The 15,328-nt window shown below is 40.2% G+C and carries 13 protein-coding genes; all 13 read right to left on the bottom strand.

Translation table 11 applies throughout. From position 1 onward, the window contains the following. Positions 1-2: 2 nt before the first annotated feature. The 13 genes from tssG to C7Y70_RS08210 all read right to left on the bottom strand — a co-directional run bounded on the left by tssG (position 3) and on the right by C7Y70_RS08210 (position 15,321). Positions 3-986 carry a type VI secretion system baseplate subunit TssG gene (tssG, locus tag C7Y70_RS08270; RefSeq protein WP_135474302.1) on the bottom strand — a complete coding sequence of 328 codons (984 nt, stop codon included), beginning with the start codon at positions 984-986 and terminating at the stop codon, positions 3-5. Next, complete coding sequence (tssF, locus tag C7Y70_RS08265; protein WP_135474300.1) at positions 983-2,701, bottom strand: type VI secretion system baseplate subunit TssF; 1,719 nt, start codon at positions 2,699-2,701, stop codon at positions 983-985. The genes tssG and tssF overlap by 4 nt, the downstream gene beginning before the upstream one ends. Positions 2,702-2,717: 16 nt before the next feature. After that, a complete protein-coding gene (tssE, locus tag C7Y70_RS08260) occupies positions 2,718-3,125 on the bottom strand; it encodes a type VI secretion system baseplate subunit TssE (RefSeq protein ID WP_135474298.1) in 408 nt (135 codons plus the stop codon). Positions 3,126-3,178: 53 nt separating this feature from the next. Beyond that, positions 3,179-3,664: an Hcp family type VI secretion system effector gene (locus C7Y70_RS08255; RefSeq protein WP_006792575.1), complete on the bottom strand. Its 486-nt coding sequence runs from the start codon at positions 3,662-3,664 to the stop codon at positions 3,179-3,181. A gap of 242 nt (positions 3,665-3,906) precedes the next feature. Continuing rightward, positions 3,907-5,433, bottom strand: a complete 1,527-nt coding sequence (gene tssC, locus C7Y70_RS08250) for a type VI secretion system contractile sheath large subunit (protein WP_135474296.1) — start codon at positions 5,431-5,433, stop codon at positions 3,907-3,909. A gap of 10 nt (positions 5,434-5,443) precedes the next feature. After that, positions 5,444-5,965, bottom strand: coding sequence for a type VI secretion system contractile sheath small subunit (gene tssB / locus C7Y70_RS08245; protein ID WP_135474294.1), 522 nt, complete (start codon positions 5,963-5,965; stop codon positions 5,444-5,446). A 67-nt stretch (positions 5,966-6,032) separates the two neighbouring features. Further along, on the bottom strand, positions 6,033-7,601 hold the full coding sequence (locus C7Y70_RS08240; protein ID WP_135474292.1) for a TssA family type VI secretion system protein: 1,569 nt from the start codon (positions 7,599-7,601) through the stop codon (positions 6,033-6,035). After that, entirely contained in the window at positions 7,598-8,590 is a 993-nt protein-coding gene (gene tagF / locus C7Y70_RS08235; RefSeq protein ID WP_135474290.1) for a type VI secretion system-associated protein TagF, read from the bottom strand. The genes C7Y70_RS08240 and tagF overlap by 4 nt, the downstream gene beginning before the upstream one ends. Before the next feature lie 9 nt (positions 8,591-8,599). Further along, a complete protein-coding gene (gene tssM / locus C7Y70_RS08230) occupies positions 8,600-12,319 on the bottom strand; it encodes a type VI secretion system membrane subunit TssM (RefSeq protein ID WP_135474288.1) in 3,720 nt (1,239 codons plus the stop codon). A 9-nt stretch (positions 12,320-12,328) separates the two neighbouring features. Further along, complete coding sequence (gene icmH, locus C7Y70_RS08225) at positions 12,329-13,054, bottom strand: type IVB secretion system protein IcmH/DotU (protein WP_245321434.1); 726 nt, start codon at positions 13,052-13,054, stop codon at positions 12,329-12,331. 10 nt (positions 13,055-13,064) lie between these two features. Then, positions 13,065-14,405, bottom strand: coding sequence for a type VI secretion system baseplate subunit TssK (gene tssK / locus C7Y70_RS08220; protein ID WP_135474286.1), 1,341 nt, complete (start codon positions 14,403-14,405; stop codon positions 13,065-13,067). Further along, the gene (gene tssJ / locus C7Y70_RS08215) at positions 14,405-14,872 is read right to left on the bottom strand and encodes a type VI secretion system lipoprotein TssJ (protein WP_135474284.1); all 468 of its coding nucleotides are present in this window, start codon (positions 14,870-14,872) and stop codon (positions 14,405-14,407) included. Before tssJ ends, tssK begins: the two co-directional genes overlap by 1 nt. Positions 14,873-14,901: 29 nt before the next feature. Beyond that, on the bottom strand, positions 14,902-15,321 hold the full coding sequence (locus tag C7Y70_RS08210; protein ID WP_135474282.1) for a hypothetical protein: 420 nt from the start codon (positions 15,319-15,321) through the stop codon (positions 14,902-14,904). Between the last annotated feature and the right edge of the window lie 7 nt (positions 15,322-15,328).

The raw sequence follows: 15,328 nt of genomic DNA, 5'->3' as shown, positions 1-15,328 counted from the left end.
TACTAATGTTGATACTGAAGATGGGTGTAGCTGTGTATGCTGATATTTGCCGCTGCACTGCCTAAGTAACTGTTATGACCCAGCACGAGTGGAGAGCGACCAATGGCTTGTTGCTCTACTGCCTCATTTGCAACTTTTATTTGGCAAAGCCATTGCACATTGCTGGGTAAGTGAGTACTCAACAATGCGGCCATTTTTTTGCCCTGCTCGTTTTGTGGGTTTAATTGCATAGCCGTTTTGCTATCTACTGGGCCAATTGCGATGGTTAAAATACTACCACTCACCAATACCTTACTTCCCAACACCACAGAGCCACCGAGTACCATTTGTGAATCTTTACCAAAGGTGCTGGGGCTGTCTACTGTTTGCCAATTAGCGCGAGTGTCATCAACCTGTAGTTCATTTACTGCAAGAGTATGTTTTAGTAATTGTGCCAATCCAGCAGCACTGGTTTGCTTTAAACTGGCAATACCACATTGTACTTTTTGCTCAGTGCTATTTGATAAAATAGACTCTACCAAATGATCAAATTGAGCAGCTCCACGCCCTGCTACGTTAATTTGTGACTTTTTCCAAGCCTGAAACAATTGGCAATATAAGATATGATTAAACATATCTAAAAATTGCCTGACTCTGTCGCCACTTTCATCATCACTGGCAGCTTGCTCTAACAAATAATGTGGCATAGGTGCATCAACACCATACAAGCCCAAAAAGGAGGTCGAGAGACTTAACCGGCCACGCCCTTGATTATCCAAAGTGCAATCGCGTACATCCGTAGCCGGAAAGCCAAGCTCTTTGTAAGGCTTAAACATCACCCGCTCACTAATGCCTTTTTCAAGCTCTTTAGGCGTAGCCCAGTATTTCTCGATTAAACTCATGGCTTTAAATAAATTGAACTGCCATGGTTGCTCAATTAATTGCTCAATCGGTTTTGGCAACTTTGCCCACACAGGGTGATTAACCGCGCGATCATGCACACTCATAGCTGATAACTCTTGCCTGGTTCTATGTCCCAACACCAGGTTTTATAGCTGGGAATTGCATTAACACGCGTTTGCACACTTTCATTAATTGGTGCGTACATTAAAAAGAACTGATGCAACATATTACAAAAATGATAAAGGTCGGCATCGCAAACAAACTTGCTTTCATCAATATCGAGCAGTACATCAACCCCTTTTATAAAAATGCCACGCTTAATTTGGCTAATTGGTGTAGCGGTTATTTTTTGAATACTTTCGATACGTAAGCGATTTTCAGCTTTTTGAGACCAATCAAATAATGCTAGTAACCTCTTTAGTTCAGTAACCTGTGTTATCTGCGAAAACTTAACATTCAGCAAGCTTATTAATTGCCAGTGTTTAGGTTGCTCAGGGCTTGGTAAATAATTAGTGGGGCGAATAACGTTTTCAACATCAGCAATACTCGGCATATCACGGCCACCTAAGTTAAGCTCCCCTTCTTGCAACAGCTGGCGTGGCCAACCAGCATTAAATACGGTTAAATCAACTGAAAGCGTTTCTTTTTCATCATTCAGATTAAAAGGCAATTGTAAATAATGCGTGGGTGCAGCCGCACCAACGTCTTTGGTGAGCACAGTAAATAGTTTTTTCTCATCTTCAAATACACTTTGGTATCGTGGCGTATAATCGTAGGTTTTACCGCTTAATGAATTACGACCCATTACAGAGTCAACGGTATAACTAAAAATATGATCACTTCGGTTTTGATCTGCTGTAATCATATAATCAGTTCTATTAGGTTCTATTTTTATTGGCTCAGCAGCTTGTGAAAACAAATTGACCGCAGGTACGCAGTTTAATAATATATTTTCTTTAGATAGTTGATGCCCCGGCGGTAATTTGCTTTCTCCTCTAAATACGATTTCAAAGCGGTCAAGATCATCTGCAAATTTAATATCAGCTAACCCAGTAAAACTTAAAAAATAAAAGCGGTCTTTAGCATTAAAATAATCAAGTAATAGTGCATAACCCGGGTGACTTTGATCTGCATTGGGTAGCAATGCGCCATCAATATTTAAATAAGTTGCTGTGCAGCCTTTAACTTTAAGTTTTCTGTTATGCTCAAAATGAGCTGGGCCAAAATCTAGCTCGGCAAATTTATCCGCCGTTTGCAGTAGTTTAAACAACGAACTACATAACGGAGTGTCGCCACGCAAATAAAATTGCAAGTTTGAAAAGTCATAGTTCTTGCGCTCACCTTGGCACACAAATTTAAGGCCAATGCGTAATTCAGCCCCCAAATGAGATTCTTGATAGCGAACATGTTCAACATCTAATGGGGCTATCATTAGGTCATGCGTGGTAGTAAAGGTAATGTTTTTATGATCAACCACCGCATTTTCAGCTTTAATGGTTAAGCCTTTTTCAATTAGGTGCGTTTTCTGCATAGCCAGTTTAGGACTAAACTTAACCACAGTACTCGATGGGTAGTAACTGAGTAATATTGGACATAATTGACGTAATACTTGCTCTGATACCTCGGGAACCGATTCATCTAAACGTTTTTGAGTGTGCGCGGTTAGGTACGCCATCCCTTCAAGTAAGCGCTCTATATGTGGGTCTCGGTCTTTTAATGCATCAATATTTAGCATGCCTGCATGCTCAGGATAATATTGTGCAAATTGCTTACCTGCCTGCGTTAATAAACGCATTTGTGCATCAAAGTACTGCTGCATAAGAATATCCTTATAATTACTCGCCGTTTCTAGCGTGCTGCATAACATCAGCCTTACCACCAGATTCAAACCGTGTGTTTAGTTTAATACTGTGCCCGGAGGTTAAAAATGCCTGTATATCGAGTCGAATAACGCAGTTTTCTTCGCGTATTTCCATCGGTATCACATTGGCATAACGCACTCTAGGTTCGTACTTTTCAATCAATTTTTTAACCTCAAACGCCAATGTATGTTGCGAATAAGGTAAACCCTCATAAATATCTTCAACATCAGGTAAACCATAATCGGCTAAGTGCTTTAATACGCCACGACGAGCGTTTAAAAGTTCATTTAAATGATTACAGACACTATTTTGCTCATCAGTTTGAAAACCCTGATGACCATTACGAACGACAGGTTGAGTTAAAAAATCGAATAACGCCATGAACTACCTCGAATAAAAGGATATGCCTAAGCATATCCTTTGAAATATCTAACTTATCGACCTTCAGTCCATGAGTCAGAGAACTCGATGTTGCCATCAAGGTAAGTCCAAGTAATGCGCTTGTAACGTAAACATACCGTTTCAAGGTGCGGATAACGCTCCTTGTCTAAGTCTTTTACATTGTGCATTGTTGGTGAGATTGACGTAATTTTTACATCTTCCAACTTGTGGCAGAAATACTCACGTTCAGTCCCTGTGTCATCAATACGGTACCATTTAAGCTCAAGTTGCTTAAGTGTTTGACCGTTTGAGCACGCTTTATACAAGTATGGTGTAGATGCATCTACCGCTTTAGTAATTACAAACGGTTCGTGCTTACGAGTACCTGTAAGTTCACCTGTGTCGTTATCTGTAGGGATGCGAAGTTCATGATCAAAGTGTAGGATCTCAATTGAACCTTCACGCTCTGCAACAGTTACAGAACCTTTGATATCATTACCTTGGTCATCCTTTAACCACATATACGCTGGAATTGCCATTTCATTATTCTCCTTTTAGAATGAAGTGTTTCCTGTTAATGGCATTGGCATAAACAACCTTGTTTATGCCCCCCAAAAAGCCCGATGCTTCATGCCACTGGGGAACATGTCCCAAGTTGGGTGCAACCAACTTGGGGCAATCTTTTCCATCTACATTTTTACACCAACCAGCTACTCACCAAATTGACGTATTTACACTTTAAAAGCCTGCGTTAAATGCGTTTCATCGGCGGCTTGGCAGTTCATTTTTCGCCAGGCATTTGCCCTACTAATGCTAAGCGCACATCAATGCCTTCTACTTGGAAATGCGGCACAATGTAAGTACTCACACGGTAATAACCCGGGTTACCTGGGATCTCAGCAACGGTTACTTTGGCATCTTTTAATGGGTGCGTTGCAATTAATGACTCATCTGGGTTGTTCATTTTAGTTACGAGCGCACCTAACCAATCATTAAGCTGTTGTTCCAATTCATGGCGTGGCTTGCTTGAACCTATGTTCTCGCGTTGTAATACTTTTAAGTAATGTGCAATACGCGACACCAAAAAGATATACGGTAAACGTGAGTTTATACGTGCGTTTGAGGTTGCTTCAGGCGTTTCAAGTACTTGTGGCTTTTGCGCACTATTAGCAGAGAAGAAACACGCAAAATCAGAGTTTTTATAATAACTAAGCGGAATAAATCCTTGGTTAGCAAACTCAAGTTCTTTAGTCTCTGAAATAAGTACTTCTGTTGGAATTTTAGTTTCAGAGCCTTTACCTGCTTCAAATGAGTGAAGTGGTAAGTTCTCAACTTTACCGCCTGATTGTGGACCACGAATATTCACTGCCCAACCATTATCATGGAAGCTACGAATAATATTAGCGGCAAAAGCAAACGTTGCATTGCCCCATAAATAACGCTCATGGTGCTGGCTATTTACGTCTTCTTGGTAATTAAAGTTACGCAGTGGGTTTGTTTCACCATACGGTAAACGCAGTAAGAAACGCGGGAAAGCTAAGCCAATGTAGCGTGAATCTTCTGACTCACGGAAGTTTTTCCAACGTAAGAATTCAGCACGTTCCATGTATGAACCAATATCTTGAATTTTAGATACTTCATCCAATGACTCTTTTAAGAAAAACTTAGGTCCTACGCTGCCCATAAACGGGCAATGTGCCGCGGCTGATACACGCGAGATTTCTTGCAGTAATGACACATCAGGTGCAGAGCAATCGAACTCAAAGTTAGACACCATAGTCGAAACTGGCTCACCACCTGGGGTATCGTAGTCAGAGGTATAAACATGCTTGTACAAAGCCGATTGTGTGGTGTCTGGTGCTTCTTCAAAGTCATCGCGTAACGTTTCTTTATCTACATCAAGCATTTCAATCTTAATGTTAGCGTTATTAGGCGTGCGGTTAATTAAGTAACGCAGTGAACGCCATGCCGATTCCATTTTTTGAAAATTCGGATGATGTAAAATTTGGTCCAGCTGTTGTGAGATAATAGTGTCTACTGTAGCGATGTAGTCATCTAATAACAGTTTATCTATGCGCGTAACATCTTGGCCACTGTTACCCGCCATATCTAAAAATACATTAATAGCCGCTGTTAATCGCTCATTTGCACGGGTTTCTGCTAGGTTGCCGGCATCACGAAACGTGTCTAATTTGATTTCATCAGCAACAGGTGCAATATCCACCATATCACATAAGCTTTCGTAGGTTGAAGTGGGCGCTTGCTCAACACTGTGAGATGCCACATTTAATTGTTCTTGCATTGACATGATAACGTCCTTATTCAGCCAGTGGTTGTTTTTCGTCTTCCGACGCAAGTGGAGCAATTTCGTCAAGCTTGGCTTTTAATTCATCAAGCTCAGGTTGGTTTTGCAATACACGTTCAAGCTCTTTACGCAGTGATGAGTTATCAAGCAGGTTTGATTTCAGGTCACGTAATAAGTTACGCATTGCCATCATTTTATTAAGCTCAGGTACCTGTGCTGCGACTTGCTCAGGGTCAAATGATTTAAATGAGTCAAACTGTAAATTGACGTTAATTTCGCCATCACCCTTGATCTTATTTGATACCTGAAAATTGGCTTTTGGTGCCATATCTTTCAGTACTTGCTCAATATTATTTTTATTGATTGTCACGCGTTCACGTTCAGCAAGTTCTTGCGTGTTTTGACCATTTGAGTAGTCACCTATTACCAGCATTTTTAGTGGTAATTCACTTTTTTGCGATGCCCCATCAGTATCAAGCTCTAGCGATATATTGATCCGAGCTCGTGGGATCTCTTTTTGAAATGTATCTGTCATGTTTTTTCCTTTGCAGTTTGTTTGCTAAATTCCAATTAGCCTTAACCCATTAGTCAGGCTCTTGTTACTAAATCCAACTAATTGCTTTCGCTGGATTAGTCACCATCATTCGCTGACTAATTTGCTTAGCAGCTAAACTCATTTCATCACTGTCTGTCTGCGACAGATTGGCGTAACATTGCTTGGCGAAACGCCATACTTCCATGCAAAAATGTTGTTGCCATTTTGCTAATTGAAACGTTTCAATTTGCTCAAGTAATTCAGTTAAAATTGCCAATGCATGTTCGTAATGCTCAGCTTTGAGTAATAACTTAGCTCGTAATAATTGACTTTGCGCAAGGTCAAACCCTGTAGGGGTACTCAATTGCTCAACCTTGCCAAGCGCTTGGCTTAATTGCCCTTGTGCTACATCGTCTGCGAGTAAAGTGTACTGCTCTTCAAATACATTGTTTTGCACCGTATTTGTCTGCTGGGTTTGTCCATTAGCTATTTCAAGTAAGGTCTCTTTACTGGCTGGGCTGCATAACCCTGTGCCATCGTCATAGGTCAAACTGGTTAATAGTGGAAACTGACTTGTTAAGTTAACTAATTGCTGTTCTAGCCAATGACTCAATTTAGCTTTATTTAATTGCTTCAATGCACTTAATGCGAGTAATTGTAAATTAAGATTAAATTGCATCGCCCCTTCCATAAACAACCCCTCTGCAAGTATTAATGCTTGCTCAGGTTGCTCACTGGCAAGGGCGTTTTCAATCGGGGCAAAAGCAGCCGCTCTTGGCGCGGGTAACCGAGTTTTCCCATTTTCATTAGCAGGAACTTTTAGACCAGACCAGCGGGCTGCCCGCGATAATTTAACTACCCGTTCTAAGTTATTCTGCTCTTTATCAAAGTTAAGCAATTCACGTATAGCTGCTAAATATGCCGTATCGTTTGCCACATCGGCTACATTAATTGCTGTATTAGTATTGCCATTACTAAGCGTCGATTTAACGGCGGTATCAGTGGCAATTGTTTGTTCAGGGGCTGCTTCTGTGGTTTTTGAACTTGGTGCTGGCTCATCCTTAACGACAGGCTTAGGAACGGGGTTACGTTTAATTTGTTCGTTATTCCACTCATTTAGCGTAGATAATGGGCCTGATTCACTATCAAGTGCAGGCACTGAATGCTGGTTATATTCACTAAGTACTTCAGCCAGTTCAATCCATTGTTCAGGGCTGGTTGAATGTGCTTGCGCAATTCCTTTTAACCGTTCTTGTTGCTGTAAAAACCAAGTATTTACAGCACTACGCATACGCGCTTTTAAAGGGTGAACTTGATCAGGAAAATCAACTAGAACTTTATTAAATAGCTTAATTGAATACGTTAAACCAACCACCCCAAACTCACTCGTTGCTGCAAGGCATAAATAGCTCACTAACCGTAAATCTTTACTTTGATTTTGTAAAAGATCCGTGGCTTGAATAAACATAACTTTAAAATCAACTTCGCCTACCCCAGAGGACGATGCTTTTAAGCTCTTAAAGGTTTCTTCATACTTTAAATCTTCACCGCAAATTAACCCGCCTTTGAGTGGTGCGGATAGCTCATCAAGCCAGAGCTGCCAGCTTGAGTGGGTGTGTGGATGTGTCATATTCATGCTTTACACCAACGTCTTAGCGCATCATAAACACTCATATTATCCATATCTGCAAAATTTCGACTGTACTCGCTTGACGCTTTATCTAACGCCAAGTTCGTTAGATCTATGATATCTTGAGATTTGATATCGTGCTGCCACACAGATCCAAAGTAGGATGCGGGAATAGGTCGGCAATAAATAGTCAAACTTGGCGCATGCTGCTCACAGCCTAACTGATAAAAAAACCATGGTTGCCAATTATGATCAGCGACAACCGACGCCACCAAATGCAACCAAAATCCAGCGACTAACGCACTTTCATGGCTAAACTGCGGCATGGGTAAACGAATACCAAATTGACTGCGCAAACAGCCCCGATTAGCGATTGATTTTAAGACTTCTGAAAGCGACTCAATTAAAACTGCACGGCGATGTAAATCATCAATACCTAAGTGTTGCCAAATTACACTCATGGGTACCAATCGTAATTTATCAAGCTCTTGGTTCAAGTTAGGTTGCTGCTTTAGGGCATCAGCCACTTTATTAAATGCGTGTGCTTGTTCAGCCATTGCCGTGCTTGACGGCGCATCAATAACACGGTCATTAACACCGATTAAGTGTTCAATCACATGACTTGCAAATAAGAATAAGAATGCAGGGTGTCGCTTATAGGTATCTACCCCACTATGTATAAATGAGCTAAAAGGATAAAACCTGCCGCTGCTGTCTTGGCTCGGCTGTAAAACCCCAAGTAGGCTACCATCATCACTATTACCCGAGATGAAAAACAAGGATTTAACGCCGTGCAAAGCTGTCGTATTATTTACCTTCCGGCCCCTGTTAAGATGCGCAAACCCTTCTTGTAACCAGTGATCTAATGCCACCGATTCACGTGATGAAATATTAAGCTTAACAAAATCTGGACGAACAGGTGTTTTACCCATGTAGCCAAAATTAAACTGCTTTACCAGTGTTGGGGTTTTCTTTTTTGCAAATAAGTTAAACATTAATCGCTCCTACTGAATCGCACTATTATTTGCGTTCGCAAATTGTGGTGAGGGAGAAAATAATGAATTAGGTAGTGCAAAAGACGCCAGCATATACTTTGAAAATATTCCGCTGTTACGGCCTGATTTTAAAGAAAACTGTACTTTAAACTCATGGTCAGACTTATCTTTTAATTCCCACGTTGCTAAGAATTCAGTGCCTTTGATCCATTTAACATTGGCATTATTAAGTACTTTAAGTAACGCCCATGGACCATCTTGCTCTATCGATATACGGTTGCCTTTGTTGTCTAAGCCATACAGCACTGCTTTTTCAGCGGCTCCTCGCCCTGGCCATGAAAAATTACGCCACTCTTCAGGCTCATTTCGGTAGCGATAACCTTGCTCAGAAAAACCGAGGAATGTTTCTCTAATGCCACGTTGCGGCACTGGCATCATTTGGAAATTAAAGCCCGCAGAATCAGCCCCATTAGCAAACAGTGAGCGTGAAACTTTATTCGCCTTAGTTAAGCCACTTAATAGATCTTTATTAAAGCCAATACCAACACCATTCCATAGTTTTTCTTCCCAGACTCCACGTCGCACTTTCATAAATGGTTTTAACTGCGTATTGATAAAATTCCATAAAATGCCTGTTTCTGTGTTTAAAAACTCAGACACATCTGCAATAGCTGCATCAGGGCCGGTTAAATTAAATGGATATTTACCAGCAATGCTATTGCTATACATAGTGTAAACTTGGTTATCCCATGCTTCATTTAATTGGCTACGTGCTTTGGCCATAATTGTTGCAATACCAGCTTGTAATGGCGCCTTAAATAACTTATCGAGCGTTTCTTTTGTTTCTGGGTCCAGAGCACGAGTTTGACTTTCAATAATGATCCATGACGACTGTAGAGCATTAGTTTGATTATTGCCTGAGAGTAAGTCTTGAACAAAAATCATTGCTTGGCCATCGTCTTCATTACTTGCAGCCATTGCTTTTATATCAGAATGTATACTACTTAATGCGCTAATATATTGGCCCATATAATCCGAACTACGCTTATTTTCATCAATTTGTGTGAAACGGCGTAAATCGGCAAATCGCGATTCGAGTTCTGGCGCTCTAACTGTGCTAATTTGTGAAAAATCAGGTTTACTACTTATTGCTTGTTTTGCAATTTTACCTTTGGCGACTTTCTTTTGTGCCGCATCAGATGCACCTGCAACAAGCGTTGCAATTTTATCATTATTAGCAGTCACCGCTGACGGTTCATCTGCCAACAAAATATTAGCGTTTACCAGCGCCATTAAATCAATTAGCGGACCGTCATTAGATGAAAGCCTTGCAAAATCGATACTGGCGTCATTTAAATCTCTAAATGCAGGTACCTTTACGCTATTTAAAAACTCAAACCAGGTGTTACCGTAATCTTTAAAGTAATACGCACGCATCGCCTTTGCTAAAGTATCAGCTTGCGCTTCGTCTACCACATTCTGGCCTTCTTCATTGCTAGTGCCCATTACCCAGTCACCAGAGAAAACTAAACGTGAAATACGTTTGATCTCTGGATAAACATATTCACGCCAGCCAGCATCGGTATATACATACGGAATTTCAAAATTGCTTTTCAGTACATCACGGTTATTAGCTGACATAAACTGATTAAGCTGCAAAGCTTTTTTACGTTCAGCAAAACTAGTAATTATTTGTTGATAAAGTGGCTGTGCCTCTGGTTGCGTATTTAAATTATTGCGCGCAACGTGAACGGCAGTCTCGTTTAATTGCCAAAACATAATTGAACCTGGTTGTTCAATATCAACACTCATATTGTCTAAGTACAAATCTAATAATGCAGTTAATTGGTTATAAATAGGGGCATCTTCTTTCGCAGATAAATCTATATTGAAGTGCCCACTGATAAAGGTTAGCAATTGCAGCTTCGCAAAGTCAGGCTCTTTATGTTCTGGGTGCGCACTTAACATTAAGTGCAATTTAAGTGCGTCATAATAGGTTTGACGAATACCAGCACGCGCATCAGGGTCATCTGAATTCCACTGACTATCATGGTGTTTTAGCTGTGCAAGCACATGCTTTTGGGCAGGTAAGGTTATCAGCTGATTGAGCTGGTTAAACAAAACCGTTGCAACGCTTTGTTTAGTTTCATCGCCCTCGTAAATACCAAAAATGAAGTACCAAGGTAATTGTTGCTCATAGCTAATCAGTTCTTGATAGTGCTCAAATAAGGCAAGCGTGGCGGCTAGTTTTTGCTCGTCTTTTGCTTTATTAACATTAACTTCCACAATCGCTTTAACACGCGCTTCACCTTGGTTAAGCAATAACTGATTACTGGTATAAGACGTAATCAATAATGCGGTAATAGCTGCAATAGAGGCTAAGCCAGTCGTCACTGTGAGGCCCTTTAACCAACGACCAACTAAGCGTTTTTTTCGATTTCCACGGGTTAAATCTTGCAGTTTAAAAATTACATCGTTGAATACGCGGTTGATAAAGTAACTTTGCGTTATAGTTTCCTGTTTTTGCTCTACAACCACAGCCCCAAATTGATCGCGCACACCATTATTTACTCGTTCAATTGGCGTGCCTTCTTGTGTGCCTGAGGTAAAGTAGACTCCTGCAAACCAAGGTACTTCTTGGTATGGGTTAGACTTGAATAATAAATTTACAAATTCAGTTAGCTTGGTTGAAGCTGATTTAAACTGATTAGGAAAGTCTAAAATAAGCTGTTTACGGTGCTCATTACGCTCACGCGCAACTTTGCCCATACGCTGTTCACATAATCGTGCATACAGCTCTTCCATTCTAAGCTCAAACATTTCAGCGGGATCATTTTGTTGATCTTCACTGATATCAAGCAAGTAAGCGCCCCAAACCTGCTCACGTTCTTTTTCGGTTAAATCGTTAAAAAAGGGTTCGAAACCACTGATAAGATCTGTTTTGGTAAATGTGATATAAACAGGAAAAATAACGCCTAGTTCTGTAATTAACTCTTCAATACGCTCACGCACTAGTTTTACATGGTGACGAATTTCTTCACTGTCTGAGGTTAAAACGTCCGCCACACTTATTGCTACCATCACACCATTGATTGGCAGTTTAGGACGGTATTTTTTTAGTAGGTTTAAAAACGATAACCATTCTTTATTTTCAGATTGCTCTGTAGTGTAACGCCCTGCAGTGTCAATTAAGATAGCTTGATCAGAAAACCACCAATCACAATTACGAGTACCACCAAAGCCTTGGATATGTAACTCACTAGAGTTTGAGTATGGAAAATGCAAACCTGAATTGGCAAATAACGTGCTTTTACCTGTCGCTGAAGGGCCAATTATCATATACCACGGTAATGCATATAGAGCGGTATTTCCACGATAGCCTGCGCCTAAATGTGATGCTTTTAGCGAGCCAAGTGCTTCTTGCATTTTTTCTTTTATTTCATCTAATTCAGCATTTGAGCCTGCATTATGACTGGCCAACTCGGACGCCAATTTATCACCCGAGCGTTTTGTCCATAACCAACGAATAAAAATAAACAGTATAAATACGGCAGTCACAGCACCCATTGCGATAAGTTTTTTGTCGGTTGTATCTAGACCAACAATACGCCCTGCAAACCACACAATACTTAACACAGCAATTAAGCCAATTAACTGTCCTGTTGCTCGCGATGACACTAAACCAAGTAGAAAGTGCACCATGCCGCTTTTATTAACTGTTCCTTGCATCGTATTACCTTATCTCGTCTCGTTGGTTTTGTTTAACTGAGTGAGTACTTCCACTTGATTATTAATAGTTTGCGTACTTTGTGTAGCTTGCTTACTAATCACAAAATGAAAACCTGCAAATAACGCTGCAATCGATCCCAAGCAAATTGATAAAATCACCCAATATGGAATGTTGCGGCCAACTTTCATGGCAAAGCCTTCCGCCGGTACTGCGTTATCTGCGAGCTGTGCGTTCGGAATTCCTTTTACATCTTCAATTTGTGCTCGTACATCAACTATCAGTGCTTTTAATTGCTCAATGCCTTTTACTTTATAAATACCTTCGAATCCCAATTGCAAGCAAATGTAATACACTTCAAGTGCCGCAAATTTATTTTCCCCGCCTGTACGCAATTTAGCTAAACGTTCAAAAAACTCTTCACCTGCACGGTTATTACCAAAAAATTCAAGCTGTAATGGACGAGACATCCAATCCATTCGAAAATGAGCCCCCGAGCTCATAACAAACTCATCACACATAGCTGTTAAGGCAAATTTAACCTCTTGCATCACACTCGTAGTTACTTGCTGGGTATAGCAATTGCGCTCAAATTCATCAAAGCTGTTAATAAGCTGCTCGCGGAATTCATTGAGTTCAAGATCAGTTGATTGCTTTAGTTTCAATGGCGATAATGAGTTAATAACGGGTGAAATACAGGCGACTAGGTCTTGTTCATTGGCGTGTTGTTGCATCATTCAACCTTCATTAATTACGTGCGACAGTGACAATTTCGATTTGCGCTGCTTGCAAACCAAACGGTATAAACAAACTTAATGATTGCTCTTCAATTATCTGCTGCCAAATGTAACCGTGCGACTCAAGGCGGAAATATTCATAGCCACTTTTTATTGCCAACTTATTAGGCGGCCGTTGACAGTGAGTCAATTGAACACCCGCAAGCGCAGAGGAAATCATAATGTCTAGCTTTTCGCTTGCTCCAACCTTTACCTGTTCGCTAAACGTTTCGATCCACTTAGTGTCTTCTGCTTCAAAATAAACCGCCAAGTAAAAATCATTGTTATCGAATATCGCAGAATCGATAGTTGCAACTTGGTAAATTGCGTTCGATACCTTACCCAGCTTGAGGCCAGCCATTTTCTTCGGTACAACGCCTTCGAGTAATTTAGTTAATAACTCGTCTAACTTACCGAATACATGACTCAGCTGCTTGTGTTGATAGGGTGGCACTTGATTGACTAAATCACTGTGTTCAAACATCGAAACAGAGCTAATCAAATCAACCAATTCACAATATAAGCGCTCTGGGTGTACCAGGCTCAAACTTTTTAAGTGATCTAATCGCTTTGCTGACGGTGCCATGGCATTAAGCAATAAAAAGCTATTCATTTCATTGGGGCCAAAGTCAGTCACTGAGCCAAAGTTTTTACGACGATTTAATAAGACACTTACTTTCGCATTGACTAAATTAGCGGTACGATTCAATAGCTCCGTTAAATAGCTTGACGCACTGATATTCAGTAACGGCGGCACAAACAGTTTATTAACACTACAAGAGCCATCTTCTGAACGTGTTATTTTTAAACAAGCCAAGGTATCAAAATAGGTTTTTACATCACTGTCAGTCAGCAATATATATTTAGGGTGCGCAATTAACACCTCTCGATTACGAGCTGCATCATGGTCATCACTCAATTCGATATAATCTGCCTGGTATGCACTTAATTGACCCGATGTCGCATACCCTTCTATATTGCTCACTACTTTATTTGCAGCGATAGCGATATAAATAATCACTTCATCTTGGTTTGTATCAAGTTCAAGCTTTAACTCATCGTGTTGTTGGCGGTCAAACTCAAGTAGACGACCATTTTCAAGTAACAGTTTGAAACTAATGATTTTTAAAAGGCCCCGCGTTAAAGCAGACTCATCAATAGTAAGGTGCTGTATGCCATACAAAAGTGAAGAAGTTAGGCCTTGTCTAGCAATTTGATTTTGCTCATGGTACTCATCAAATAACTGAAAGTGTTGTTGCGCAAGCAATACACCTTCAGCCCAGACGGGTTTTGCAGGGGCTTTAATATTCATTACTCTGCTTCATCCTCATCAGGCAGTTGCACTTCATTATTTGTAATCAATACATCTAATGAAGTTGATAGTTTTACCGGGCCATCACCTAATGGGTGATATGTTTTCCACTTGTCACCTTGGCGGTCTCTAAATAATGCAACAATCGCGACGAAACGTGCATTTTCTGCTTGTTCAAACTCAATATTCGTTTTCTCTGCGGGATTAATTGTTCTCTCTTCTACAGTTATAAGTGTATTTGCCAATACTGATTTATCTGATTTCCAAAGCTCTTCAAATGTGGCTGTTTTGAAACCCTGAATGTCAGACAACTGATACACCCTTAAAACGACAGGAAGAGCTTCATCAAACTGATTTAAATTCAAATTATCTGTGGCTGTTATATCCAACTCTACATTAGTACTCATGCAGCCAGTAATCGACAAAATGAGCAAAGCAGACATTATTCTTTTTGCTAAGAGACGCATTCAATACCTCACCATACATTTATTATTAATTATTTTTTACAAAGAACTTCTTCATAAACGGGACAAATAACACGGTTAAACCTAACCGATGCACAATCAGACCAGCTATTACCTTTAAATAATTTAGAGAATAAGCTAACTGATTTTTTTTCTTGATTTTCGATAGTTAAAGATTTGATTACAACACTGTCAACAGAGGATATTATCTTTGAATTTAATGAGAAAAGTTCATGAATATAATCAGAAATACTTTCATTAATTAAAATAAGCTCGCCATCGTCTTTAGGAGGATTATTAAGAAAGAAGAAAAACTGCTCCATAACGGATTCAGAAAAAACACGGTGCGGGGGAATACCCATTTGATCAAGTAATGACGAGATATTGCACGTCAAGGACCAAGCCAACAAGTAAAGGCTATCAACTTGATTTATAAAGTCTTTTTTTGTCATGAGTCGT

The sequence above is a fragment of the Pseudoalteromonas sp. KS88 genome (genome assembly GCF_004766475.1).
GTDB lineage: Bacteria > Pseudomonadota > Gammaproteobacteria > Enterobacterales > Alteromonadaceae > Pseudoalteromonas.
The sequence above is the reverse complement of the archived record's forward strand: the minus strand, read 5'-3'. Positions and strand labels throughout refer to the sequence as shown.